Annotated in this window: 20 protein-coding genes and 1 pseudogene; 2 read left to right on the forward strand and 19 right to left on the reverse strand. The window is 36.8% G+C overall.

The features are described from left to right. From CWB66_RS05405 to CWB66_RS05450, 9 genes and pseudogenes are all read right to left on the reverse strand, one after another. Positions 1 to 792: pseudogene (locus CWB66_RS05405) on the reverse strand (SPFH domain-containing protein); the annotation flags it as partial. Continuing rightward, the gene (locus CWB66_RS05410) at positions 785 to 1,123 is read right to left on the reverse strand and encodes a methanolan biosynthesis protein EpsI (protein ID WP_077538139.1); all 339 of its coding nucleotides are present in this window, start codon (positions 1,121 to 1,123) and stop codon (positions 785 to 787) included. The pseudogene CWB66_RS05405 and the gene CWB66_RS05410, both read right to left, overlap by 8 nt. A 347-nt stretch (positions 1,124 to 1,470) precedes the next feature. Next, on the reverse strand, positions 1,471 to 2,322 hold the full coding sequence (locus CWB66_RS05415; protein WP_138584589.1) for an HvfC/BufC N-terminal domain-containing protein: 852 nt from the start codon (positions 2,320 to 2,322) through the stop codon (positions 1,471 to 1,473). A 24-nt stretch (positions 2,323 to 2,346) separates the two neighbouring features. Beyond that, entirely contained in the window at positions 2,347 to 3,240 is an 894-nt protein-coding gene (bufB, locus tag CWB66_RS05420; protein ID WP_138584590.1) for an MNIO family bufferin maturase, read from the reverse strand. A 280-nt stretch (positions 3,241 to 3,520) separates the two neighbouring features. Continuing rightward, the gene (locus CWB66_RS05425; protein WP_138584591.1) at positions 3,521 to 5,635 is read right to left on the reverse strand and encodes a ferritin-like domain-containing protein; all 2,115 of its coding nucleotides are present in this window, start codon (positions 5,633 to 5,635) and stop codon (positions 3,521 to 3,523) included. Positions 5,636 to 6,071: 436 nt separating this feature from the next. Next, positions 6,072 to 7,568 carry a hypothetical protein gene (locus CWB66_RS05430; protein ID WP_138584592.1) on the reverse strand — a complete coding sequence of 499 codons (1,497 nt, stop codon included), beginning with the start codon at positions 7,566 to 7,568 and terminating at the stop codon, positions 6,072 to 6,074. A 610-nt stretch (positions 7,569 to 8,178) separates the two neighbouring features. Further along, the gene (locus CWB66_RS05440; protein WP_138584593.1) at positions 8,179 to 8,583 is read right to left on the reverse strand and encodes a hypothetical protein; all 405 of its coding nucleotides are present in this window, start codon (positions 8,581 to 8,583) and stop codon (positions 8,179 to 8,181) included. 348 nt (positions 8,584 to 8,931) lie between these two features. Then, positions 8,932 to 9,744 carry an alpha/beta fold hydrolase gene (locus CWB66_RS05445; protein WP_138584604.1) on the reverse strand — a complete coding sequence of 271 codons (813 nt, stop codon included), beginning with the start codon at positions 9,742 to 9,744 and terminating at the stop codon, positions 8,932 to 8,934. Positions 9,745 to 9,995: 251 nt separating this feature from the next. Further along, positions 9,996 to 12,008 (reverse strand): ATP-binding protein, encoded by a 2,013-nt coding sequence (locus CWB66_RS05450; protein ID WP_138584594.1) that lies wholly within the window; start codon positions 12,006 to 12,008, stop codon positions 9,996 to 9,998. 174 nt (positions 12,009 to 12,182) lie between these two features. Here CWB66_RS05450 and CWB66_RS05455 point away from each other — a divergent pair, with 174 nt between their 5' ends. Further along, positions 12,183 to 13,055, forward strand: a complete 873-nt coding sequence (locus tag CWB66_RS05455) for a gluconeogenesis factor YvcK family protein (protein WP_138584595.1) — start codon at positions 12,183 to 12,185, stop codon at positions 13,053 to 13,055. Here the strand turns inward: CWB66_RS05455 and CWB66_RS05460 are convergent. Continuing rightward, positions 13,046 to 13,384, reverse strand: a complete 339-nt coding sequence (locus CWB66_RS05460) for an Hpt domain-containing protein (protein WP_138584596.1) — start codon at positions 13,382 to 13,384, stop codon at positions 13,046 to 13,048. The two genes, CWB66_RS05455 and CWB66_RS05460, sit on opposite strands and share 10 nt — an antisense overlap. A gap of 21 nt (positions 13,385 to 13,405) precedes the next feature. Between CWB66_RS05460 and CWB66_RS05465 the strand changes: the two genes are divergently transcribed. Continuing rightward, a complete protein-coding gene (locus tag CWB66_RS05465; RefSeq protein ID WP_138584597.1) occupies positions 13,406 to 14,449 on the forward strand; it encodes a glycosyltransferase in 1,044 nt (347 codons plus the stop codon). On the opposite strand, the gene CWB66_RS05470 is transcribed toward CWB66_RS05465, so the two are convergent. The 9 genes from CWB66_RS05470 to CWB66_RS05510 all read right to left on the reverse strand — a co-directional run bounded on the left by CWB66_RS05470 (position 14,424) and on the right by CWB66_RS05510 (position 25,904). Beyond that, a complete protein-coding gene (locus CWB66_RS05470; protein ID WP_077537713.1) occupies positions 14,424 to 15,824 on the reverse strand; it encodes a sigma-54-dependent transcriptional regulator in 1,401 nt (466 codons plus the stop codon). The two genes, CWB66_RS05465 and CWB66_RS05470, sit on opposite strands and share 26 nt — an antisense overlap. 89 nt (positions 15,825 to 15,913) lie before the next feature. Beyond that, positions 15,914 to 17,374, reverse strand: a complete 1,461-nt coding sequence (locus CWB66_RS05475) for a SpoIIE family protein phosphatase (protein WP_077537712.1) — start codon at positions 17,372 to 17,374, stop codon at positions 15,914 to 15,916. A 7-nt stretch (positions 17,375 to 17,381) separates the two neighbouring features. Continuing rightward, positions 17,382 to 18,086: a ParA family protein gene (locus CWB66_RS05480; RefSeq protein ID WP_077537711.1), complete on the reverse strand. Its 705-nt coding sequence runs from the start codon at positions 18,084 to 18,086 to the stop codon at positions 17,382 to 17,384. After that, positions 18,083 to 20,164, reverse strand: a complete 2,082-nt coding sequence (locus CWB66_RS05485) for an SLBB domain-containing protein (RefSeq protein WP_138584598.1) — start codon at positions 20,162 to 20,164, stop codon at positions 18,083 to 18,085. Before CWB66_RS05485 ends, CWB66_RS05480 begins: the two co-directional genes overlap by 4 nt. A 3-nt stretch (positions 20,165 to 20,167) precedes the next feature. Next, positions 20,168 to 21,022, reverse strand: coding sequence for an OmpA family protein (locus CWB66_RS05490; RefSeq protein ID WP_138584599.1), 855 nt, complete (start codon positions 21,020 to 21,022; stop codon positions 20,168 to 20,170). Between the two features lie 19 nt (positions 21,023 to 21,041). Continuing rightward, entirely contained in the window at positions 21,042 to 21,350 is a 309-nt protein-coding gene (locus CWB66_RS05495; protein WP_077537708.1) for an STAS domain-containing protein, read from the reverse strand. A gap of 166 nt (positions 21,351 to 21,516) precedes the next feature. Further along, positions 21,517 to 23,322 carry a sugar transferase gene (locus tag CWB66_RS05500; RefSeq protein ID WP_138584600.1) on the reverse strand — a complete coding sequence of 602 codons (1,806 nt, stop codon included), beginning with the start codon at positions 23,320 to 23,322 and terminating at the stop codon, positions 21,517 to 21,519. 10 nt (positions 23,323 to 23,332) lie between these two features. After that, positions 23,333 to 24,409 carry a glycosyltransferase gene (locus tag CWB66_RS05505; RefSeq protein ID WP_138584601.1) on the reverse strand — a complete coding sequence of 359 codons (1,077 nt, stop codon included), beginning with the start codon at positions 24,407 to 24,409 and terminating at the stop codon, positions 23,333 to 23,335. 1 nt (position 24,410) lies between these two features. Next, positions 24,411 to 25,904 carry a GumC family protein gene (locus CWB66_RS05510; protein ID WP_138584602.1) on the reverse strand — a complete coding sequence of 498 codons (1,494 nt, stop codon included), beginning with the start codon at positions 25,902 to 25,904 and terminating at the stop codon, positions 24,411 to 24,413. Positions 25,905 to 26,295: the final 391 nt, after the last annotated feature.

The raw sequence follows: 26,295 nt of genomic DNA on the forward strand, positions 1-26,295 counted from the left end.
TTCGTAATCAATATCAATAATGCTGGCATCAACAACGGTAATACCGTAAGCGCCCAAAATAGGGGCATTGCGCAGTGTGTTACCTTCATCGTCCATTTTAATATTAATAGTGACACGTTGTTGCTTACTTAAATTACCCAAATCATCAGATTTATCACGCTCACCCGTACTAATAATTTGTTCGGTAACAAAAATACCGTTAGTTAATTGATCAGCAAAATCTTGGCTTAATTGACCATTACCACCAGAGTAGTGTTGCTCTACCGACATCATACGCGCCGATGCTTTTACGTTTTCTGTAGTTGCACGCATTAATAAGTTAGAGATTAACGTTTCTTGTGAACCAAATTCTTCATGGATTTTAAGTAAACCACGCAAAGCACCTGATTCAGCTGCAGGCACATTACCTGGTAATCTAAAACGCGATACACCGCGTGCTCCACCTGTTGTGGTATCTAAAAACCGAATAGGAATGAGCGGGACAATTGCACTTGCTGTTGCATTTGCGTCACCGGTAAAGTTAATCGAAATCACTTTTTTATAGGCCGATGTAGTACCAAACGCTTTTAAATAAGGGCCAGCCTGATTTATTACTGTTAAATTGCCGGTAAAAGCCGACTGATGAACTAAGCGTTCATCGGCTTCATTCCATGAAATAACTTGCGATGTAAGTGTTGCGATTACCGCTAACACAATAACAATTGATGATACTAAAATTACATTTCGACGACCAAATCGACTCATAAATGAATCACTTTTTACTGCTGGAACCGCTTTTTTCTCGCTATCCATTTTTATTACTCTCCATGTTTAATTTCTTTTTAACAAAGTAAATGATTTCCTGCTCACTCAAGTGCGCGCAAAAACTGCCTGAACGATGTAGTTCAACAAATGTTGCGAGGATTTCTTCTTTACTTTTAATGGTTTTATCTTGGTTCTCTTGCGTTTGATTTTTTTCTGTTAGCTGAGTGATTAGCTCATCCACTATCGTATCTTTATCAAACAGTACATTGTATTCTTTTGATTTTCTTACTCGGCTTTTACATGTATTGCTGTAGATTACATAAAGCGCCGCGCACAAAATAATAACAAGTGTACTCAAGCCAATAATATAAAAAATCATAAGATCTACTTAAATTGGTTGAAATATTTAGCTATCCATAACATGTGTAAACATACACAAGTGTTAAGCCAATAATTTTACAGTAAAGTTAAGTAAAAAGCAGATTAAAGAGCGTTTAATATATAAAGTAGAGTTTAGGGCTTAATTTAAAGCCGAAATAAACGGATGTTCTTGGTTATATTAAACGACTTACCTTTCTTGATGCGCACCTCAAATTTAATAGCACTATTTTCATAAATGTATGGCTTGTGCTTTGATTAAATGTCTACTGAGCATATTTTGAATAAGTGATAATCTTTATCTAACTATTTAAACAAAAAATAAAAACATTTGTTTAAAACGCTATTTTAATAAGCCACTTTCAGTAATCCGTGCGCAATAGCACTTGGAAGCCAAAACATCAAACGCGCCAATAAGTCGCCTTTGTCTAAGCCACTTACTCTTGAAGTAATATCAATACAGTTTGATAAAAGCGGCTCTTGCTGACACACCTTTAAAAACTCAAACTGCCAAGATTCGAGCGCTAATGAACTTAACGTGTAATTAATCCGGGAAAAAGCAATAAAACTTAGCTCAGCCATAGGCATAGCGTATTCATCGTTTGATTCTAGTTTTTGCATCAGTGGTAAAAGTGGGTACGCTAACTTAACTAACCGTAAACATGATGGTGTGCGTACAGTAAACGATTGCTGTAATAGTGAAAAAAAATCTAATGTTACGTCTTCTTCTTGCTCCACTTCAAATCCCTTGGCTAAAGAGACTTCTGCTTTCGCTCTTTCAATACGAGCAATTTCTGCAGGTAAAGAATAAAACGCCTCCTCCTCAATACTGCAAAATCCGCCTGGCCGTGTTTTTTCAAGGAACAGAGCAAAACCACCGCCTAAATCATACAAACTCGAATTTTTAGAAGGGAGCGTAACAATGTAAGCTTTTGCAAAATCTGCAAAAACAGTTTCTCCCATAAACTTCTCAAGAAGTGGGTATTCGGCTTTAAGGCATTCTACTAAACGCATAACGTAACCAGCTGCGTATATATTTAATCGCCGGTAAAAAGTCGATTTTTCGTTATTTTGATTCAACAAATTCAATGGTAAATTAGCTTGTTGTGAAGCCTTCATAACTTTCTGTTTAAGGTTTCCACGAACAACTAACATCGTCATCATCCATTGTTGTGTTTGTTTTAATGTTACTTCATTCATATTAATGGCTTAAACTCTGTATCGTTAACGAACAATAGGTGTTGAGAGCACCATTGTGTTGTCTGTTGCACTATAAAGCTCCCCGTTACTCGGTATAACACCCGCCAATACCGAACGAGCTTTGTTCAGCTCCGTTATCAATGTTGGAAAATCAGGTATATTTGCATCCCACTCGAGTAATGTAGCTACATTATTACCAGCAAGAGACTGGGCAAGCTGATATAGATGCCATACTTTTTCAGGAACGGGGCTGTCGTGTGTATCAATAAGACAATCCCCCATTAATGTAGGCCCAGCAAGGTGCATTTGCACTATATGCTTGTGAGGAAGGTTTTTAATAAATGTTTCGGGATCATAACCATGATTATAAGATGACACGTACACATTATTCACATCCAACAATAAACCACAGCCAGTTTGACTTACGAGCGCTGATAAAAAATCCCACTCAGTGAAAGTGTTTTGTTCAAACTCTAAGTAACTAGAAGGGTTTTCGAGTATTAACGGGCGTTGCAAAAAATCTTGAACGTAATGTATTCTCGACACAACATGTTGCAAACTTTCTGCAGTTAACGGCATTGGCAAAAGGTCATGGCTATTAACACCCATTGCCCCTGTCCAGCAAAGATGATCGGAAACCCATTCTGGCTCTATTTCATGAGCAAGTATTTTTAGTTTTTCAAGGTATGACAAATTTAAAGGATCTGTACTGCCAATATTCATTGACACGCCATGCATGACTATCGGCTTTTTAGCGCGTATTTTTTCTAATACATGGCGAGCATAGCCATAGTTATCTATAAAGTTTTCACTAATGACTTCAAACCAATCAAGTGCCCAGTCATCTTCATTCATAAGATAAGGAAAGTGCTGTGTCCTTAATCCAACTCCAAACCCCAACGGCTCTAAATTAAACATATTTTTCGCCAAAATATTCGATCCTTATAAAAGTAGTAATACCAATGTGCTTAAATATAAGGTCTATTTAACAATAAGAAAGTTGCACTATAACAAGACAAAATTTTATATCTATTTGTTCTAAATAAAAATTTTAACGGCCTTATGGAGTGATTTAATTCGTTAAATTGTTTAAATACTTATGCAGATTGGTATAAGGCCCCATAAAGGAGCCTACGGTTTATAACTGTATAATAGTGTACTTAAGTGATTGCACTAATTTTGTTATTGCAAAAATGGCTTAAGTTGAAGGCGGTAATACCAAACGAATATCAGATGGTGTCGGCGGTGAAGGAATATGAATAGATTTATTATGGCCACTGCCCTGCGCTTTCACTAAACCTTTTGCTGCACAGTAGCTACGCCACGCAACGTCGTAAACGGCTTCACCAGGTTGATAAGGCATAGAGTTTTTTTCAGCAACTGCAGGAGGTAACATATCTCTGGCAACTAATTCCGGCCATTTGATTTTTTCTGCATGAAATTTTGGTGCATCACCAAATTTATACAGTTGCATTTCGTAATTTTCGTCACTTTGCGTAGGGTAAAGTTGTGATGCTGAAATCGGCACTGCACAGCCCCCAAAACTACCGCATAAATTATCGGCTGGTGCACTTTTAAGCCCCGCTGCTGCAGAACTACTGCAATTACCACCACCCGTCGCGCTTTGTACAAAACCACAACCACCTTGTGTTTTACAGTCATTCGATCCTTTACAACTATGGTATGCCAATTCACTAGCACACGCATTCTTATCATCACCACTACTTTCATCTATCGCCATGCCTTGACACGCATGATATAACTGATGTTTTTGTTGATTTTCAATGCCTGTAACTAGATCAGGACAACGGCCCGTAACAGCCCAGCAAATCGAAACACGGTCTCCTGAACCACCCATCGCAGGCGATGGGAATTGTGACTTAGGATCAGCCCAGTATTTGTTCAGTGATGTTGTAATACCTTTAATGGTACCCACAGCAGAAGAGCTAAAAATAGTAAACGTATTATCTATTTCTGACGCTGATCCTAATCGATTTAAGGCTTCTGCAATATCAGTAGTTTTAGGTAAATTAGGCGCTCCGTCACTACCAAGCATGGAAGCTTTCCAAGGCTTGTTTAAGTTATTTTTATGCCATACATCCCAAGTAATATAATCATCTTTAGCAATCAAGCTTTTAACCTCGTCGAATAGTTCAAAATGGTCTTTACCACCATTGTCAAAGCGTGCTTGAGCCGAACCTGATGCAGCCGTTGTAGGGTTTCCTTGGTCATCATAGCCTGGGTAATCTTTAATTAAGCCCTCTTTACTCGGCTGAAACTTAGATTGCACGGTACCAAGCATACCCGCTTTTTTTATTTGAGCTTTTTGAAACGAAACCGCCCAAGGCTCAGTTACCCAACGCTCTATAATCGTTTTAACCACATCATCACCTTCACCTTGGTCGGTAATCGCATTAATGTTATTAATGAGCTGTAGTTTTACGTTATTCAAATCTTTAGTTGCACTTTCTATCTCAGTTTGAATACCTGGATACTGCTTAGCTTCTCTAGGTGGGGCATTATTAAATTGATCTCGCTGTAAAGGTGAAATTAAATGCGATAATAAATGGCTCCCATCAGAATACGTTATTTCTAAATAATCCCAATAACACAAATACATATGGCCAATAGAGCCAAATAATGGTAAATCAGTTTCTCCCATACTCGGTGTAAACCAATTAAATGGCGCAGCTTCAAAATACTTAGTTCCCACATCACCGTTTTTTCGCTTTACTGAGGGATTAGATAACATCTCACGACCACGCTCTGCTTTTTCTTCAATCGCTAGAAAAAGATCGACCTGCGCCTCGTTCATTGCTCTGAGTTCTACAGTTAACTTACTTAAATCAGGGTCTTTGCCTTTCCAATCTGTAAAATCTAGAATATGCGGTATTTGTGTTGAACTGGGTTTATAACAATGCCAACCATAATCGTCGCTTTGCAGTGCTTTACTTGTAAAAATAGGCGTGACACCTATCGTGCTAGCCATATTAGAAGCTAACTGTAAATGCAACATCTCTTCAATAAAAACGCTATATACCTTATTAAATACATTTTCATTGGTTGTAAGTGGTTTTTTTTCAGTTGCTGGCGTTGCACCAGAGCCAGGCCACCAGCGCCCAGTGTAGAGTTTACTTCCGGCACTGTTAATTTGATGCATTCCCTGTATCGAATAAAGCGATACCATATAAAGCGGAATAGTGAATAGCTCAACATTTACAGTCGCCTGAGCAATTGCTTTTACGCAGGCTAAATCGGCTTCGAGGTAACTAATGTCACGGTTTTTAAGTTTGAGTGTAGCTTCTTGCTGCATTGTAGTTTTCTCCTAGGTATTAATACCTCAAACATTCTAAAACTTAAACTATGTGGTTATAAAATGTCATGGCAAGGCATATTAATTAAAGATAACGGTAAGGTAGTTAAATACAAAAAACACATAAAAACTTAAACACGGATCATCTAAGTATTTTTAAATATGTTCCTTCTAAAATACTTTAGCGTACGGGAGGAAGTCTTACTATTACATCAATATTACAAGCGTTACAGCTGAGGATTAAATTGCGTAAAAATTTGATTTATAAGTGCTTTTATTTAAAAAACCACGGTAGGTATTAACCTAACGTGGTTTTTAATGTTGAACACTTCGTTGTTTTATTCAAAGCGCTGAAAATAGCCGCTTGAGATAAATTTATTATCCAGAGTTCAGGTTAATTAGCATAAATAATTAGCATTCATACTTTAAGGGAAAACTAATTACATGCAGTCCAATCAGCGCCATTATCACTACATTCATGCAACATTGTTCCATCTTCTCTGCGAGTATCTCTAACCCATTGCCCTTCAATTGTCTTTGAAATTCGTACGTTATCTGTAGTTTTGTATTTACGCCAAAAGCTAGCATCAATAGATGTTTCGTCATCAAACTTATAAGGCATAGCAGCGAGTACGGTAACTAAATCTTGAGTGTCTAAATCAGCAGCTTTGTCTTTAACATTTACCCAATTAGATAATGTTTGAAAATCGGCATTTTCCTCTCTAAAGGCAAAGTCAGTTTGGTAAAACGCTCCCGACTCAGTATAGCTAATGCTAAAACCTCGCTCGAACGGTGTATCTACATTAGAACTAACGCATTCATCAGCTGTTGGAAAGTTAACCGATGGGCTTGTATTATCAACGCTATAAAGCACATTACTGTTCTCAAAACTAACTTTCTCTATGCTAGAGCATCGGTAAGTACGATCGGCGTTAATGTATACATCGTCTCTAACTCTTAATTTTCCATTTAACGACTCTTCACCCCAAGGCGTATCTATTGATTGAAGTTGAGTTAAAATAAAATCAATTTTATCGAGTTCGTCTGTATTTTGAAGCTTTACTTGCTCATAAAAAAACTCAGCGCCTGCAAAAATAACTTTATCGCGGTACCATGCATTTTCAAACCCATACTCATCATCTTTTGCTGTGTCTTGGTAAATCACTGCTCTTACTTCTTCTGCCTCAGGAAACTGAGCATCTAGTTCCTGCTTATATTTATAGGCCGCTTTTAATCCCTTAACAATTGCTTGTGCTCTGTCGTAAGCGTCGCTATCGTTATTAGCGATAAAATCTGAGTAAATTTGCTCTGTCGACAAATTATAATGCGCAACCAAGTTTTGCATAACATTTGTTATTTCGCTTTGAAGATTTGCAAGTAGCTCAATATTCTCTTTAAGTGCATCACAACTTAAATTATTGTTGCCACTTTTTTGTAATTGAAGGCTCAACTGCTCCCAAATAACGGTTGTTAACGGTGATATATTGCGAATATCTTCATCAGTCAAAGCCTCAATTGAGGGCGGAAATGACATTTGGTACGCTTCGGTGACTTCACCTAAATCCTCATCCATAGCACCCACAGGCACATCAACATACATCGTTGAATATGGCACACACAACGCCTGCTCTTGTGTAAAGTTAAAACTGTAATCGCCTGATTCGGTAGATACAACTGATGGCTCACTCTCCTCATTAAGGCTACCATCCCCATTAATATCTAGCCAAACGGTTGCACCCGACACATATCCATCAATCACCTTACCAGTGAGTGCAATGGTCGTTTTTTTAACTGGATCAGGCTTAGCAGCAACCGGCTTAGGTTTTACTGCTGCCGCCTTTTCTACTGTTGCACTGCTTCCACCGCCGCCACAACCACCTAGTGCAAATGCCATAACCAATGAGATAGCAAGCTTACTTTTTTTAACCAACATATAAGTACTTCCATTTTTGTATTGTAGGATTTCCAATCTGTCTAATACCAATTCGCTTAATTAAGTGATCTATTTTGAGGTAGTAAAAACTTGCCGATAGCAAGGCAAAAATTTCGTTACTTAGTTGTTCTAAATGAGAGATTTTTAACGAAGCTAGCGCCAGGTTTGGCCCCTCAAAATAATTAAGTATTATTGCGGATCGGTATAAATATCAAAGCAATTAAGTTTAATGAAATAATCAATAGCTAAGCAGTTTTTTATATCTAATTGTTGTAAAATTTTTATTAACGATTAATTACTTATGCAATAGCCACTTTTATTATTTTAGGGAGTGACACACGACCACACAGTTAATACCTTTACTATGTTCATGACCATACTTACCGTCAGCGAATTCGTACCACATTATGATACAAAGTGTTAATTAAACAACCTAAATTGTTAATTTAATATTCATTTTTAGATTTTAGATTTTAGCTCTAAATCATAAATGATTTAAAAACGTTAAATACAAAAAAGCCGATGTTGGGGGTTAACCCAACATCGGCTTTTTTGTATTATTTTATAAAGTGCTTTAGTTGAGCGCCTTATAAAACGTCATGTAATAATTTTATAACGACAATTCTTCTTTAGCGCGAGTTAAATTGTGCGATACCATAGTGCTGCTAGACATTTTTGCAGCTTCATATAAATCAGCAAGGCCACCTGTGTCATTATTCGCTTTTAAACGTGCAACACCACGGTTGCTTAATGCGAATGACGTAAGCTGGCGTACTTTAAATTTAGGGCCATCAGCGTCTTTTAAAAGCGCAATTGCTTGTGTACAAATTTGTTCAGCTTCTGCATAATTTTTCGACTTAACATTCAGTGCACAGCTGTTAAATGATTGCTCAAGTGGCTGTGGCGCTGTCGCAGTTTCAATAACCATTAATTTGTAATCACTTGCATCAGCTACTGCAGCAGCTGAACATGTAAGTAGTGAGCTAAGAGCGATAGTTTTGATAAGTATTTTCATGGTCGTAGTCCTGTTATGCCAATTGTTTAAATTAGTGAGCTTTTTTAGCGTCAAGAAAATAGCTTAATAACAAGGCAAAAATTATGAAATATAGTCGTTCTATATAAGTAATTTTTAACGCAGTTAGTGAGTTATTTAATTCGCTAAAATGATCATGTTTTAATAAAATTGGTATTAGTTAGCCGTGCTTGTTGCCGACAACTGAACTTTAGAGAATTAACACCAAACCGACAAACGATTAAAACAAACCTAATGAGTGAATAAATCTAACCTATAGACTTTAGTCTAATGCCAAACTACTAATTTACGGCAATTGGTATTTATACAATCAGCAACCAAACCAACACCTTATTTAGTACGTTCAAGCAACTTAACTACTTGGGCTACAACCATTTCTGGCTCGTCATTATGCGGGTAGTGATAGCTTTTATTTGTTATTACTATTTCACCTTGAGGAAATGCATTAGCCCACTTTGAATGTAAGTCGCCCCACATTTCACGCGCTTTGTCGGTAAAAAATAATACAGATGGCTTTTTATACTTTTTAACTGAGGCAATTACTGTCACGGGTATATCAGCAATTTGTGGATAATCAGGTAGCGGGCGTTTTGCCCAAAAATCTAAATACTGATTCGACATTCCATTTTTCATATCATCAAGCTTTATAGCAGCAATTTCTTTTTCAGCGCGTGGCAAGTCAATCGCGCGCATAATATCTACATCGTGCTCTGATGCAGGCTCAATTAACATCAACGCTTTAATCTGATTAGGGTATGTCGCAGCAAATACACGCGCAATATAAGCACTATAAGAGTGCGCAACATACACAACTGACTCTTCTATTTTCAGTGTTTTGAGTAATAACACAGCCTCAGCAGCATATTCTTCTGAGCTATAGTTTTTCTTTATTTGTGCAGAGCCGCCATTACCAATACGAGAATACCGTATAACTCTAGCGTGTTGAATCAGTGATTCAAAAACCGGTTCCCAATCACTTAAACCAGCAGAGCCGCCCGCTTCAAGTAAAATAGTATGTTTACCTTTCCCAGCTAGCTCGTATTCAACGTCAAAGCCATTTACTTGAACTTTATCCAGCTCAGCTAAAGCGCTAGTAGATATAAGGAATGAGCAAAGGAATGTTATTTTTATTACTAATTTCATTGTTTTTATATAAATCATAATTTATCCAGATGAAAGCTATATTGTATACTTATTCAAAATCACCACGTTTTAATTGGTATATTCATTTAGATTCTCTATTATCGTTTAACTTTTATTAAAAAATCAAAAATACTAAAGTAATTAACAAAGCACTCAGCTTGCACAATATTTTAATATTTAGAGAATCTATTTGTATAAACCTACACAGTGCATTGTCTGCTCAATCTCCTTTGAATATACCAATTTTTAGTTTATCCTCTTGGATAGACACCAGATAGTGCCTCTTGTAACGCTTGAAATTTAATTGGCTTTGTTAATACTTTATTCATACCTACTTTAAAACAAGACGCTTTATTATCTTTCTCTGCATTTGCTGTTAAGGCATAAATTGGTATGTCGCTAATCAATTCATCTCGAATATATTCTGCAGCAGATAAACCATCCATGATAGGCATCATTATATCCATTAACACAAGGTCAAACTTTTTACGTTTGAATAACTCAATTGCTTCGCGTCCCTCATTAGCAAGCGTTACTTTATGGTTTAGTTTTTCTAAATAGGCTTTAATTAGTACTTGATTAGTTTTATTGTCTTCGGCAACTAAAATCGATAACGACGCTTGTTTTTGTATTACGCTATGTGTGTTTTCGCTGTCTTTAGCCTCTTTAAACGGGATGCTAATAGTAAATTTACTTCCCAGCCCAAGTTGAGTCTCAAGGGTTATTTCACCGCCCATCAGTTCAAGTAAGTTTTTTGAAATACTTAAGCCTAAGCCCACACCTTCGCTCTTTCGGTTAATACTGTCGTTTACTTGACTAAAGGGTTGAAATATTAGTTCTAGATTTTTTTTTGCAATACCAATACCTGAATCTTTAACTTCAAAAATTAGTTGCTCATTAAAAAGGTTAACATTCAAAGTAATCTGACCATGCTTAGTAAACTTAAATGCATTGCCAATCACGTTAAAAAGTATTTGCCCTAACCTGTATTCATCACCCACAACATATTTAGGGATATTCTCATCAATATTAGTTGTAAAAAGAATATCATCCGACTTTTCAATAATATTAAGCTGACCTACTATATTTTCACTTAAGAGCTTAATATTAAATGGTTTACTAATAAATGACACGGTGCCAGATTCTATCTTAGAAAAATCGAGCACATCAGTAATTAAACCATAGAGTATTTCGGTACTTGAGTTTGCATAGTTAACTAGCTGTTGTTGCTCTGGAGTGAGCTTAGTGTCAAGTAGTAGCTCTATCATGCCCATTACAGCGTGAATAGGTGTTCTTATCTCATGGGACATCACACTCAAAAATTTTGATTTAGTTTTACTCGCGTCTTCAGCTTTTAATTTTTCAGCTTGAAGGGCCGCTTCTCTCTCCTTCGACACTGTTATGTTTTTAGCAAGTCCCAAATAACCTGCAAAATATCCTTGTTCATCAAATTGAGGTTTCCCACTAAAAGATACCCAAAAGTCTTGGACTGAGGTCACCTCAAATTCAAAATTATAAAAATCCTCTTGGTTTTCGATTATTTGATTGAAATCACACCATTTATCAACATTAAGTTGTTCACTTTTAGTAATCAAACTCTCGATGCTGTTACCAACAAACTTTTCAGTATAAATATTACCAACTGTTTCAATATTATTAACGCTTTTAAACAACATTGAAGAGTCTGAACGCCAAAACCACTCGGTCCCTAGCTCTTTAAAAAGGGTCGATAACGTAGTGAACTTATTGATCATTGACAGTGATTTAAGTGTTTGTTTTTGTAATTTTACTTGATTAATAAACGTAAAATAGACTTGCTGTAGTAGTATTTTCATTGTGGCGGTATTTAAAATATTATGACAATTTGAAATGCCCACATTAGTGAATATAAATAAGCCCTGCCCTCCTACAGAATCAATACTTATTACCAGCGAATTTTTAAGGCTCACCTTATCAATACAGTTTAAAAGCGCGAATTCTAGTTCTTGAAGAGGACATTTAGAAAGAACACACCCTTTTTCGAGTGCTTCTGAAAATAACTGGCATTCAGGCCATGACTCAGCATGAAATACAGCATTTGTCGCTGCAATTGTCTCGTAGTAACGATCTTTGTATCTATTTAAAACAATACTGTCTTCAAATTCCAGCTTGTCTTGTAATAAAGAGGCCAATAGTTGGAATACATCACTCTCGTCTTCACAATGTGCTAAATCCATTAAGTACGTTTGTAACTCAGACATAGAGAGCTGCTCGGTATATACCATAACTATTTTCCTCATCAAAATGCATCGCGTTTTGCAAAAAGCGAGCTTAATATTTCTGTACTTGATTTAATATAGGATAAAAATCACTATAAATCATTACGTTAATCAACTTATCTTTTTGGAATGTTTCATGCTTACTAAAAGGCAGACTAAATAAAACACAAAGGCATAATAATGAAAATAGTGTGCATAGGTGGTGGCCATGGATTAGCGCAAGTTTTAAGCGCTATTAAACCAATGTGTAGTAGTTTAACTGCAATCGTTGCAACAACAGATAATGGTGGAAGTACAGGAAAGATAAGGGCGTCTCAAGACTGTATCGCGCTTGGTGATATTAGACGATGTTGCTTACAACTTGCAGGAGAAGATTCTGCGCTTAACTCAATTTACGAGCATCGTTTCACTCAAGGCCCATTAGATGGACATTGCTTAGGCAATTTAACCCTACTTGGCTTAACAGAGATCACAAAGTCACCCACACAGGCTATTGCTTACTTTAATGCGATGTTAGGTAATTCTGAAACCATTTTGCCAATGACCGAAGTCCCCACCGATCTCGTTGCTAAGCTTAATAATAGCAAAGAAGTGTTTGGAGAATGTGCAATAGATGCACTCAATACTTTACCTAAAGAAGTCTATTTATCTAAAAATGTGCCTGCAGCGCCTGGATGCGTTGATGCTATTTTAGCGGCAGATTTAATAATAATTGGTCCTGGCAGTATTATTACAAGCGTTATGCCCGCTTTTTTAGTAAACGAAATATTAGTCGCTATTGAACAAACATCCGCTTGTCGTATTTTTATCGAAAATACACAAACAGAAAATAGCGTCATGAAACATACACGCACAGCAGGAATAGACTGGTTACAAGCACAGCTAGGGGTAAAAATTTACGATTTAAGCATCCCCCCTAGCGCAATTGAGGAAATTTTACATGACGGTAAACAGATAATGCAATCCAAAGAACATTTGCATGATATTAATGAGCTGGAAAATGTTTTTTCGGCATTACTTAAAATGCCAATTCAGCTTAATACTCAAATTTGAATGTTTTCAGTAATAGTTGCTAGTTTTTTGAAGGTAACTTTACTTTGCTCATCGGCTGTTTTTAATAAGGTGTTTAAATCTTTTTGAGAATGTTCTACCTTAACTAGCGCTTCAATCTGTTTACAGGTATCACCTAAATCTGATGCACCGAAACTGTAACAGCTGCTTTTAAGACTATGAGCACTCATTTCTATTTCACTAAGCTCATTTTTGCTAGTTAGGATAGCCACTGTTTTTTTTGATTCGTTGACAAACGTTTTTAATAGCTCAACGGCCAATTCGTTACCAACATCCTTTTTTAGCTGTTCGATTATTGCTTTATCAATCATATCTTTCTTTTGGAGTTAATTATGAATTATAACGTTGTTTTACTTGTTGACTCTTCTATGATTGGCGGTATTGAAACCCATCTAGTTGAATTGTCAAAATTACTAAGCAGAAACCACATCGAGTGTTCTATTTTGTTTTATAAACATCACTGTAATCAAGGCTTTTACGATATGCTAGACAAAGAAAACATATCGTATGATTTTTTGCAAGGAAATATTAACAGCCTGCTCAAAAAATTATCCAGTTTTAACAACCAAACCGTTATTCATACCCACGGCTATAAAGCAGGAATATTGGGCCGTATAGCCTGCAAAGTTACAAATAAACGCTGCATTAGCACATTTCATGCTGGTGAGGCCGGCACTGGTAAAGTAAAACTTTATAATAAATTAGACCGATGGCTTTGTGCTCTTTCTACAAACTTTGCGGTCTCAAATAAAATAAAAGATACACTTCGAAACGCACACCTAATGGAAAATTTTATTTCTTTACAGCACACTAAATACATTCCCCCTAATAACTTAAATAAACCAATGAGGATTGGCTTTGTTGGTCGGCTATCATTTGAAAAAGGCCCTGATATATTCTTTCAATTAGCGAAAAACATGCAGCAAAATAAAAGCGTTGAATTTCATGTATTTGGACAAGGTCCTCTGCAAAGTGACATACCCGTTTTAAACAATCTTCATTATCATGGACTCACTGATCGTGGCGCTATCTGGGAGAAAATAGATGTGTTGCTTATTTGCTCTAGAGAAGAAGGTTTACCCATGACATTACTTGAGGCTATGTCCCAGAGAAAATTTATTATAAGTAGCTCTGTCGGTGCTATACCAAGTATCATCGAGGACAGTAAAACGGGCTTTTTAATGCCAGTAGGAGATGCTAATAACTGCCAAAAACGCATCGAACAATTGCTACTTTTACCTAACGTTCAAAAATTAAAGATGCTAGATAATGCTTATAACATGCTCGATGAACGATTTTCTGGAAAGAAACAATTTTTATTACTTCAACAAGCCTATACAGGTCAAGATGTTACTGAATTTCTTCCCAACTTTTAATTTTTCGATAAAGTGTGGAGGGGCTAACATCGAGTAATGATGCAGCTTTTGGTATATTTGATGAACATATTTTTATAACATGCTCGATGTATTCTTTTTCAGCAAGCCACAATGCTTTTATATTATTTTGTGTATTAGGCAAATCAAAGGTCGTATCCGTCATTAGCTGCGCAGTTGAATTAATCGTTTCTCGCTCTGGCGTTTTTTTTGTGTTTTCTGGTAATGCAGGGATCATATCAATATCTATGTATTGCTCAGGATTGAGCACTAATACATTACGTATCACATTTTCCAATTGCCTTACATTACCAGGCCAACTGTATTGTATTAATAGCTGTTTTACATCCTCTGATATTTCTTTGTATGGATGGCTTTCATCTTTTGCTATTTTAACAAATAAAGCCTCGGCTATTTCTATTATATCTTGGCCACGTTCTCTTAGTGGCGGTAATTCAATAGGTATAACATGTAATCTGTAGTATAGATCTTCTCTAAATCGACCGTTTTCTACTTCAACAAGCGGATCTCTATTGGTTGCACAAACAAACCGGACATCCACTTTGACTACTTTTTCGCTGCCAACTTGCTGATAACTCCCTGTCTGTATAAAGCGAAGCAGTTTACTTTGTAAATTTATATCCATTTCACAAAGTTCGTCTAAAAATAATGTACCGCCATTAGCCTGCCCCGCAGCCCCTACCCGATTAGCAATTGCTCCCGTGAAAGCACCTTTTAAATGTCCAAAAATTTCACTCTCAATTAAATCTTTAGGAATAGCGGCACAGTTTAGAGCTACAAAAGGTTGATTAGCGCGGTTAGATGCTTGGTGAACAGCACGAGCACATAGCTCTTTGCCTGTGCCGCTTTCACCTGTAATAAATACTGTCGCTTTACTCACAGAAGCAGAACTTATGATCTGATAAACAGATTGCATTTGCTTTGAACTACCAATCAAATCAAAATATTTACCGTTTTCGTATTTGTTTTTATATTGAGTAACCGTTTGCTTAAGGTTTTTAATCTTAAGTGCATTATTAACGGTAATTCTAAAACGATCGGCTTCAATTGGTTTTTCTAAAAAGTCGCTTGCCCCTAATTTTATTGCTTGGATCGCCATTTCTTTAGTAGCATGACCAGTTAAAACAACAACTTGAGGACAGTTGTCGGGTTCTAACGTAGCTAAAATATCAAGCCCATTCATGTCAGGTAACATAACATCGAGCACAATTAAATCGGGGTGTACTTTATTAATAATATCTATAGCCGTAGCACCATCGCTTGCCACAAGTGTATTTACACCCGTTGGTAATAGGTAAGATTGATAAAGCATTGCAAGAGATTGAGTATCTTCAACAATTAAAACAGTTGGTGGCATTGTTCATTCCCTGTTAGCAAGTCGACAATGTTTAGAACATAAATTTATATTACTAATGATTTAACTATAGAATGTTAATTAAAGCAAATTCAATTAATTACAATCAGTGACGCATCGTCAATTTCTTTTGAAAGCGTCACTTGTGAGTTTTGCCATAATGTATGAGCAAACTCATCTTTGGACTGATACTCATTCGGTATTATTTTATTCAACTCACTTATCTCATCTTTATCGGTAAAGCGATTTTCAGTCCAACCATCGGTATAAAGTAAAATATGCTCTACATCATCCAGTGCCGTTTCGTAAAGGGTATAGTTATGATCTTTAGCAAGGCCTAATAATGGCCCTGTTCCTGTGAGTTGGCAGAGCACTCCTGTTTTACGTACAACAACAGGGGGCGGATGTCCCGCATTTAACCAATACATTTTATTATTATTTATAAAACAAATTGCGAGTGTCACTAAACTAGATTTGCAAAGCTGTTGTTTATAGAGCGCGTTATTGAGTGCTGCTAGCATATTTTGATAAGGGAGCCCTGTGGCTAAAAAGCCACTTATAAATCCTTTAATAGCAAAACTTTCTTTGAGTGCCTGCAGCCCATGCCCCATCATATCACCGAGTACAAATGCACTGCATTCATCGTTAATAGGCATAAAGAAGTCACCTCCATTGCCTAAACTAATAGAGCCAAAAATATGAGCGGTTTTATTGTTTTGTAGATGGATTTTAGATGGCGTTGACTCAAACGTTGTTTGATAAGACAAATAGGCAAAACGATGCGTTACACGTTCAATACTCTGCAGTAGTTTATTTTTTTTAACCGGTTTAATTAGGTAGTCATCAACACCTAATCGGTTGATTTTATGAATAACCTCTTCGCTATCATCACCAGTTAGCATCACCACAGAGAGCTGCGACTTTAAATTAGATTTATTGAGTTTTTCTAAAAGAGGCTCACACGTGCCATTTTTTAATTTATGATCGAGTAATAAAATTCTCGCATCGGCAGTTAAAATAGCTTGCCATCCGGCTTCGATACTTTCACAAGCAATTACTTGAAATTGCTCTTTCAAGTACGCACTCATTAAGGCAAGCTGCGTTACATCATCATCAACATAAATAACCGTAGGGCGTCTGTCTATGTGCTTTAACGGAAAGGAAAAAAAGTTTTTACCTTCTTTGGTTACATAGTCTGCATCTTTAAAATAATGACGAATGAGTTCAACGCCCATGCCGCCCTCTACTAACGCACCTGAGTCTATCTTCCAAGACGAATTATTATTTTTAAAGAGATTATAAGGGGTTAATTCATCTATAAAGGTGAGTCTATAGCTCTCTTTACTAGACTGACTAATACGCAGTAAAATATGATGCTCAGAGCCTTGGTTATGTCTAATTAAATTAGTTAAATACTCTGTTGCCACTAAACCAGCTGCATCGACCTCATCTTTTTTTACATTAAGGGCTCTTAAAACATGTTTGAGCACTAGGCGTATTTCGCTCAATGTTGGCCATAGTAATTCAAAACGTCTTTCAAATAATATATCCATAACGTCCTCAATGATGCCCAAATAGCCATCGTTGTTTAATAATTTTTGCCTTAATACGTGAAGATAACTTAGGCCATTTAACGGCATGCTTTTCTAAAAGTTTGACTATACGCTCACCCAGTGGCGCAAAATTGTGCTGGCTTATTAAAATTTTAATATTGCCATGCCCTGCTTGTTTTAATTCACGAATTCCTTTACACAGGGACTCTTCATCATTAATACCCAGCGCAACTGTAACAAACGTTAATTCGCTACAAATACTTAATGAGTGCAGCGGCACATTATTTCTATTAAGTTTTAATGCGGGTGACATATCAATTAAAATATAGTCATATTCTTGCTTTAACCGGGCTACGGCATCGTTCAATACATGCTTATTTTTTGCGGGCTCGATGGCTGCAAGGTTTTGTATTGCCAATAAACTGATCCCTTCATAATTAGTTACCCCTAGCTGACACGAAATATCATCAAATCGCCATGGATTGCACGCTGTAGGTAGTTTATCGTCTAAACAAAATGTATTGATAGGATTTAAATCGATAATTAGCACAGACTTGTGTTGGCTTTGTAACCGTTTGGCTACGCTTACACAAACACTAGACGACCCCTCCGAGCCAGATAGCGATATAAAAGTAATGCAACGCGCATTGTGATCAATCATGGTATTACATATTACTTCAAGTTCATGATATTGCTTTGGTATTAATTTCATAAGCCCACCACTAATGCTAGTATAGTAATAACATCTAAGAAATTATCTTTAAATTGGCTTAGTAGATCTTGGCCTTTTTCTGGTATATATAGCGTGTCGCCAGCTCTTAATACTGGAATATTTGCTGAATTTGGAGATTTAATAAACGCTTCTAAATCAAATACTCGAGACTGTTCTTTACAACATGAATGGTTAACCACAACTATCTTATCAATTAATGCCGAATTAGAAGGCCCGCCAGCTTCTGCTAGTACATCTAAAATAGACATAGTATCGTCAAAATTATATCTACCAGGTTTTTGCACAGCGCCCATAATACGTACTACTCGCTCTTTAGGTGTGCGCAGCCAGTCTTTATTTTTTTCAGGTACAAAAATGGTATCGCCAGGTAAAACATTAGGGAACAAGGTTTCGTCGCCTGTTTCGAAATACATGGCCAAGTCTAATTTACTCACTTTAGCGCGATTACCATTACGATGAGTTATTCGAATGTTACGAATATCAGCCGCGCCTGTTGGCCCATCTGCTGCGGCTAAAATATCAATAAAATGCATATTTTCGTTAAACGAATAACGCCCTGGAGCACCGACCTGCCCCATGATATAAATAGATTTACTCGATTCTTGACGTATCCACTGAGATTTATTATCCGACGGATCGACGGGTAGTTCTTCGACGATTACCGTATCACCAGCAACTAAATTTGGTAACGCCGTATCTCCATCAGTAATCGTATATTTTTCAAGGTCAAAGCGCTGTGTAACGTCGCCATTGCGCAATATTTTTATATCGTTAATATTGGCACCTTTTGTTGGTCCACCAGCATGAGCAAGTAAGTCAGTAAAGTCCATTTCGTCACTCCACTCATAACGACCAGGAGACTGGATTGCACCTATAATTTTTATAGCGCGTTTAGTGGGGATTTTAAGCCAACTTTTTTCATTGACGTCTGTCTTCTCTGGCACAAAAATAACATCGCCTGGGTTTAAATCTGGAACTTTGGTTGTAACGGTGCCTTCACTGTAACCTTGCAAATCAAATACAATACTTTCGCCTTCTGGAGTTAATATTTTTATATGGCGTGTTTCTGCAAAACGTGTAGGGCCACCCGCATTAGCTAAAATATCTAAAAAATTAGTGCTGTCGGCTGCTTCATACGCGCCTGGTTTTTGAACTTCACCCATAATATATACGGTGCGAGAAGTTGTATTTACATCATCTACCATAATAGGCACATACACGGTAGAGCCTGGTTGCAGTAGCTGCATATTGCTATTTGCTGGTTTATCTAAGTAAGCTTTTAGATCAAAAATAACCGGGGACTTATCTATAATGACTCTAATTTTAGTCACATCAGCATAGCGAGTAACGCCTTCTGCGCGCATAAGTGCATCTAAGATAGTCATTTCTGCTTTGAATGAAAAACTGCCAGGGTTATGCACTTCACCTAAAATGGTGACCGCATTACTGTCGCTGGCATCACCCGTTGCACTGAGCGTTTGTGCATCAAAATCAATTTGAACATTGCCCAGCAAAGGTGATACAGGCACAAACACCGTATCTTTACTTCTCAGTAAAGGTAATAGCCCAATATTACCGGAATCTAAGTACGCTTTATAATCAAATTCAATAACTTCATCACCGCGTCTTATTTGCATTCTGTCTAATTGCGCACCCGGTTTTAAACCGTCCGCCTTAGCAATCACCATTTGAATATTGCCATCATCTGGAATACTAACTTGCGAAGGAGTATTTACGTAACCCAGCACATTAATAAGAATATCTCTGCTGCGTATTTCTATATAAAAATCATCCATCGCAACAAATAGCGCTGCAAGTACTGGCGTCAATTCTAATTCAATTTGCGAAGTGGTTTTGTCAGCCACATTAAATTGGCCTATTTCGGGAAGATTAATTTGGCCTTTTTTATCGACTTCAAAGGCGGTATTAAATTCAGCTTCACCTGGAATATACAAAAACAATTTGTTTCCCACCTGCACTACTGAGTCAGTATCATCATTGGTAGCGTAGGCACTCAATGAAAAAAGTAATAAAGCAACCGTCAATAAATATTTCATAACTTACTCCTGTTTGCTTTTAATAATTTTGGTCCAACTAACAAGCGCTTTCGCTTTGTTGTCTTGCAAATTCTTATTGTTAGCGTCGAGTACGATTGCCTCTACACGTCTATCTGAGTGGTGTACACTGTTGGTTTGAGTCTGCTCACTGTAAGGCTTTAAGCTGCCTTGTGTCAGTGTTGTAATGCTTTGCATAGGGACACCATATACCACCAGCCAATGCTTAACGGTTTCCGCTCTTTTTAAAGCAAGTTCGTAGTTACTATTCATCTCGCCAACAGAATCAGTATGACCCACAAGCAAAATCGAAATACTATTTAATTGCTTTGTTAAATCAGCAGCTTGTGCAAGTCTTACTGCGTATTTAGGAGTAATTTCGAACTCTTTAAAAGCAAATTGATTGTCACTGTTTAGCAAATCAGACACCTGTTTTTTAACACTAAACAAGGTGGGTTTTGACGTTGCTGAAACTGCACAATTAGTGAGTTTTTGCACTGTATCAAAGTGATTTGTTAATTGATTAAGACCATGATAATGAATAAGTAAATCATGCTCTGCATCTTCCCACATGTTCGCCGTAATAAGCCTACGAATACGGTTTTCGTAAATTTGCGCCTTTAAAAGTTGAGCAGGCATGCATGCCTTAATATCTTGTGATTTTAAAAGCTCTAATTTTAAAACTAGATGTTCAAATTCACTTCGTACTACATCTTGCGGTTGTGCAAAGTTGTTATCACTTTGCTCATCACTTAATGGATAATTTTGGTATTTTTCAGCCCAACCTCCTTGTCCTTCATCAGGCCAAGAAGCACACCCACTTAAAAATAAAGTTATGATGATAAAAATGTGTGCTTTCATATTCCTCTCCTTCAAACCGTTAAATTGAATCAATAAATGGAATCGTTTTGTCTACTCGAAGTAAGTTCATTAGTTTAAACGGCTGACCTGTAACGTTAAGCAAAGATAATTTATGGCTCTTTTTCTCTATTCTCTTATATAGAAAAACAATAGCACCTATACCTGAAGAGTCTATAAATTCAGTCTTTGAAAAATCTAAGACAATAAAATCAGTACCCATATCAACGAGATCTTCGAATTCATCTTTAAACCCATCTACGGTAAAACCTGAAAAGTCATTTGGGATTGATACAATTTTATGTTCTTTTGCATTGGCTAAATTTGTCATGGCAGTTACCTATTAAATTGTTAAATTCAATATAACTGTTACAAGAAACGAACCAACTTTAAGTGATTGATAATTAAAATATTTAAACTAAAGAAAGAGAAAGAAGAGGAAAGCAAAGCATAATGCAATTGAGTATTGGGAGTACGATTGCATTATGCGAAAATAATTATTGTCCTTTACCAGTAAATATAACAACCAGTGTTTTAAACAAGATGGTTAACTCCATATAACACCAACTACGTGGTGATGAGGTGCTGAGCATATAGGCATAATCCCAGCCTATTTTGTTCCTAGCATCATCAATACTCTCATCGTAGCCATTCATCACTTGAGCCAGCCCAGATATACCGGGCTTAATACCGTAAGTACGCTGAGAGAAATAAGGGATGTCTTTTTCAAGCTTAGAATAAAACACTGGACGTTCTGGTCGAGGCCCAATCAGCGACATATCGCCGACCAATACGTTCCATAATTGTGGTAACTCATCTAAACGTGTTTTACGGATGAATCGGCCTATGGGGGTTATTCTTGGGTCATTTTTGCTTGCCCAAACAGCACCGCTTTGCGCCTCTGCATCAACCACCATTGAACGAAATTTAAGAACATCAAAAAGAGCAACAAAATCATCATTACTTTCCCCCACTCTTAGTTGATTGAATAAAACAGGGCCTCGTGAGGTGAGTTTTATCATAGCGGCAACGCTTAGCATAACCGGAGACAACAAAAGTAAACCAGTCACTGAGCCAACGATGTCAATTGCCCGTTTAATCACTTTAATGGTTACATTTTGCTGCGTATTACTACGATGTACTCTGCGCCAATGCTGTTTATAATCACCGCGTTCAAATTTAATAATGCCCCATAATGCTAAGAAGTAGGCATTGAGAATGTAATTTATTTTATCAACAATTGGGAGTTTCATTTTGATTTTAAATACCTTTTTAGTAAGTTCAATACCATGTATAAACGTAATAAAGCCGCATAATAATTTAGGCAGTAGTAACGTTGAAAAAATCGCTATTGAGAACAGTAAAATATAAATTAAAGCAAGCACGATTGGCATAACACCACGCAACACTTTATGTGAAAAAAAGTTAAAACTTACCCAACCCAATTGAGGGTTTAATAGTTTATAGAGTATTTTAATTTGCTGCCAATTACCGGCGCCTAGTCTCACTCGTCTTGCATAATCATGACTTTGCTCATCACATTCTCTTTCTAAAATATTAATTTCGCTATTAACAACGGCTTTTCCGCCATTTTTTAACGCATTCATGGAAAGAATAAAATCATCATTGATTATGCTTTGCTCTAATACATCAGTATATTTAGAGCGAATGGCAAACATAGCACCTGGCACACCAATCACAGCACCGAGTGCTGACTCCATACTCCTGATACTATTTTGATACTGCCAATAATGTTTTTGCTCTGTCGTTGCGTGTTCATCTAAAATATAAACACCCGTAATGACATTAAGCCGCGTATCTTTAAAATCAGCATCAAGGTTCATTAATACATCAATACTCAGTAATGCGCTTACGTCAGTAAACACCAGCACATCGTAATTAGGTTTTGTTAGTTTAATTAACTCGTTAATAGCGTGCGCTTTACCTTGGTTTTGCTTGTTGAAATGCAAATGACAAACTACATCTTGCTTAGCTAACTGTGCTTGAGCCAACATCGCCTCTTCATACGTATTATCAGTACAACCATCTAAATAAACGTGAATTGCGAACATTTTCGTGTTGTAAAGCATAGCGCCTAAGTTATACAATTTTTCTTTAATATAGGCTTGTTCGTTGTACGCACAAATTAAAATACCAAAACTTGCGGTTGCTTTCGTATTTTTAGCAAACACAAGGCGCTTGTTATTATCTCGACTGAATAATTTTAAGAGTGCCACATAACCAATATGGTGGTATAAAACAAGCGCAATTAACACCGCGAGTGTGATCAGTAAATAAATCATTATTTTCTCCTTACGATGATAAGCCATTATAAAAATGGTCGTACTCTGCACTCATTTTATTCGCATTAGCAATTGAAAAAACATGCTCTCTTATACAATCACCTTGTTTCATATTAATTGCTTTTACAATTGCAGTTTTAAGTCCCATTTCATTTCCGGGTTTGATCAAGATACCTTGCTCATCTGTTAAGACTTCGCGAATACCACCCACGTCAGTTGCGACAATCGCTTTACCACATGCCATTGATTCTAAAATAGATAACGGAAGGCCTTCTCTTTGTGAGTAAAGACACATAACGTTAATAGCAGAGTAAAATAATTGCATGCTTTGTACATTACCTAAAAAGTGAACCCGATCTAACATTCCTAATGTGCTCGCATAATCAACCAGTTTACTGTGCAAGCTACCAGTGCCCGCAAATACCAGTTCGGTATATATTGGCAATGATGATAAAATCCTTAACAACGCAAAGTGCCCTTTCCCTAGCTCTAGTCGTGCTGAACATCCAACTAAATTAACACCTTGAGGTAAATTCAGCTGCTGACGAGCATCAGATTCGTTAATACCTATAAACTGATTAAAATCGATACCATTTAGTATCGTTTTATCCGTTTTAATGGCCGTTTCATTAAAAAAGTCTTTAGCCACAACTTGTGCATCGGCCACCCAGTGTATTTTTGTCAATCTATTTAATGCTTTAGTTATTAAGCGTTGCTTAAAGCTCTTTAAATACCACGCATCATGAATAGTTGAAACATGCCTAACTTGGCGGTTTTTAATACAAGCCATGCTCGCATAAAGCATCGGCCCTATGTGGTGACTATGTATAACGTCTATATTGTATTGTTTAATGATCTCAGAGAGCTTTTTAACTGTATTTAAATCAAACTTTTCAGCTTTATTTAAACAAATCAATCTGTGTCCTAACGATGTCAGTTGTGGCCAATCTTTAATCGCTTCGCTTAAAGTCCCTTCTAGCGATACAACCACGCTAGAATCAGCAAATTGGCTTTTTTGCATGAGTGTTACGGCCATTTTTTCAAGCCCACCTATTTTAAAATGTTGAACCAAATGCAATACGTTCATGTTATTTCCCCTGTTCAATAGAGTTCATTGATGAATTAAAAACCAAGTCCACCGGTGCATCCTTCACAATGGGTAAAATAGTAACGACCTCAAGAGCAGACAATTTTTCTATGGTTTGAATATCTTTTAGATGGCTATCGAATAAAGTCGCAACAAACACAATCGTGCTACTTGTAAATAGACCTAAAATGATGCCGACAATAATTGATATAGCGAGTGATGTGTTGATTGGCTGCGTTGGGCTGTAGGCACGCTCTATGGTTTTGACTTTATCTGGCCCTTCGTACTTAACCAATTTTCCAGTTACCTTGGCCATTTCATAACGACTCAGCATGTCTTTATATAAAGACTGTTTAACGTCGTAATCGCGCTCTAATTTTCTGAGTTGCTTTTCAATGTCACTGGTTACTAAAAGTCGGTCACTTACGGTACTAACCTGCTGTTCAAGCATGTCAAACTCTTGCTGATGCTGTGTAACAGCGTTTTTTGCATCTTCAAGATTAAGAATTTGCGACACCAATACGCTGCTCTCACCATCACCGCCACTAGGAAAGGTATTAGCCATTTGCCATAGCTGCTCAATATTTGTTGGATCAAGCTCTTTGCCATTTTCAATTAATAGCTGTTGACGGTTTCTAATGCTTTGTAGCTCGCGTTTTTTAGAGATGACTTTACTGTGCTTTTCGGTATAGCGTGTTTTTAAAAAGCTCAGTTCTGATTCGGCAGTAATTATTTTTTCTTCAATCCGACCTAAAATTGGATTGGCTTGACCCATCTTTGTTGTAAGCGCTTTGAGCTTGGCTTGCGCACCGGATAAGATAATAGACTTTTGCTGTTGATCACTTAGCAATTTATCAAATGTTTGACGATTACTATGTAAAACAGCTGGTAAGGTATTGCTATTTTTAGCTTTAAATATTGCTAACAACTCTTCCGATAACTCCAACTCATCACGAAGGCTTACCAATTGCTGATAGAAAAACTGCTCTGATGTATCCAATGAGGTCCTTGTTGGTGCTAATAAACGCTCAATGAACTTTTCGACAACTTTTTCGAGCACTAGCTTCATTTTTGTTTGGTCGTGCCATGTAAAGTTAATGCGAACAAGCTCGTCCCCAACTAATGAAAGGGAGAGTGCTTTAGAAAGTTTTTGATGGATTTTTTCTATCTCTGCAGGGGATGCATTGCCCGGTACTAATTGCGTTTCTTTAGCGACGGCTATAAGCACTTTTCGACTTATAACCAAGGTACGAAGCGCTGCTATGCGATTTGATAAATCAAAAGAAAAAGATAAATCATCCAAATATGGATTAAGCAGTGCTGACTCTTCAATTAAAATAGTGGCGTGATTTGTATATTGCTTTTGCGACGTAGCAGCTAATAAAATAACCACAAAAGGAACAATCAAAAGCGGTAAAACAAATAGCTTTGCTCTTGTATACACCGCATACAAGGTTAAATAAAGTAATCGTTTAATTTGCTCTCTTACTAACATAATCCCTACCTATACATTTGCATATTGCTATGCGAAATTTAGCGACTATTTGCAAAATAAGAATTTTAACTACAAATAGCGACCTCTAATAAGGTAGTTGCACAGGCTGCGCCAATATTATGCTAAATAACCTGAACTCTGGATAATAAATCTATCCCAAGCAGCTATTTTTAACGCTAACTACGTTGAATTTACTTACAATAGGCCCGCTATTGTTGCTATAAATGAGAAACTTTAACGTAGCTAACGTCAGGTTTGGCACCTTCAAATGATTAATACCAATTGCATTAAATTAGTGTTCTATTAAAGCGATAAGAAAATAGCTCAATAACAAGGCTAAAATTATGATACATAGTTGTTCTATTTAAATATTTTTTAACGGATTTAATGG

The organism is Pseudoalteromonas sp. S558 (assembly GCF_005886635.1).
GTDB classification, from domain to species: domain Bacteria; phylum Pseudomonadota; class Gammaproteobacteria; order Enterobacterales; family Alteromonadaceae; genus Pseudoalteromonas; species Pseudoalteromonas aliena.

Bases quoted from the DNA above. Each gene is read 5' to 3' on its own strand.
- bufB (WP_138584590.1), bottom strand. From the start codon at position 3,240: ATGTTTAATTTAGAGCCGTTGGGGTTTGGAGTTGGATTAAGGACACAG.
- CWB66_RS05510 (WP_138584602.1), bottom strand. From the start codon at position 25,904: ATGTTAGTAAGAGAGCAAATTAAACGATTACTTTATTTAACCTTGTAT.
- CWB66_RS05465 (WP_138584597.1), top strand. From the start codon at position 13,406: ATGAATTATAACGTTGTTTTACTTGTTGACTCTTCTATGATTGGCGGT.
- CWB66_RS05475 (WP_077537712.1), bottom strand. From the start codon at position 17,374: ATGGATATATTATTTGAAAGACGTTTTGAATTACTATGGCCAACATTG.
- CWB66_RS05490 (WP_138584599.1), bottom strand. From the start codon at position 21,022: ATGAAAGCACACATTTTTATCATCATAACTTTATTTTTAAGTGGGTGT.
- CWB66_RS05470 (WP_077537713.1), bottom strand. From the start codon at position 15,824: ATGCCACCAACTGTTTTAATTGTTGAAGATACTCAATCTCTTGCAATG.
- CWB66_RS05415 (WP_138584589.1), bottom strand. From the start codon at position 2,322: ATGAATGAAGTAACATTAAAACAAACACAACAATGGATGATGACGATG.
- CWB66_RS05460 (WP_138584596.1), bottom strand. From the start codon at position 13,384: ATGATTGATAAAGCAATAATCGAACAGCTAAAAAAGGATGTTGGTAAC.
- CWB66_RS05500 (WP_138584600.1), bottom strand. From the start codon at position 23,322: ATGATTTATTTACTGATCACACTCGCGGTGTTAATTGCGCTTGTTTTA.
- CWB66_RS05450 (WP_138584594.1), bottom strand. From the start codon at position 12,008: ATGGTATATACCGAGCAGCTCTCTATGTCTGAGTTACAAACGTACTTA.
- CWB66_RS05505 (WP_138584601.1), bottom strand. From the start codon at position 24,409: ATGAACGTATTGCATTTGGTTCAACATTTTAAAATAGGTGGGCTTGAA.
- CWB66_RS05495 (WP_077537708.1), bottom strand. From the start codon at position 21,350: ATGACAAATTTAGCCAATGCAAAAGAACATAAAATTGTATCAATCCCA.
- CWB66_RS05410 (WP_077538139.1), bottom strand. From the start codon at position 1,123: ATGATTTTTTATATTATTGGCTTGAGTACACTTGTTATTATTTTGTGC.
- CWB66_RS05455 (WP_138584595.1), top strand. From the start codon at position 12,183: ATGAAAATAGTGTGCATAGGTGGTGGCCATGGATTAGCGCAAGTTTTA.
- CWB66_RS05445 (WP_138584604.1), bottom strand. From the start codon at position 9,744: ATGAAATTAGTAATAAAAATAACATTCCTTTGCTCATTCCTTATATCT.
- CWB66_RS05425 (WP_138584591.1), bottom strand. From the start codon at position 5,635: ATGCAGCAAGAAGCTACACTCAAACTTAAAAACCGTGACATTAGTTAC.
- CWB66_RS05485 (WP_138584598.1), bottom strand. From the start codon at position 20,164: ATGAAATATTTATTGACGGTTGCTTTATTACTTTTTTCATTGAGTGCC.
- CWB66_RS05430 (WP_138584592.1), bottom strand. From the start codon at position 7,568: ATGTTGGTTAAAAAAAGTAAGCTTGCTATCTCATTGGTTATGGCATTT.
- CWB66_RS05480 (WP_077537711.1), bottom strand. From the start codon at position 18,086: ATGAAATTAATACCAAAGCAATATCATGAACTTGAAGTAATATGTAAT.
- CWB66_RS05440 (WP_138584593.1), bottom strand. From the start codon at position 8,583: ATGAAAATACTTATCAAAACTATCGCTCTTAGCTCACTACTTACATGT.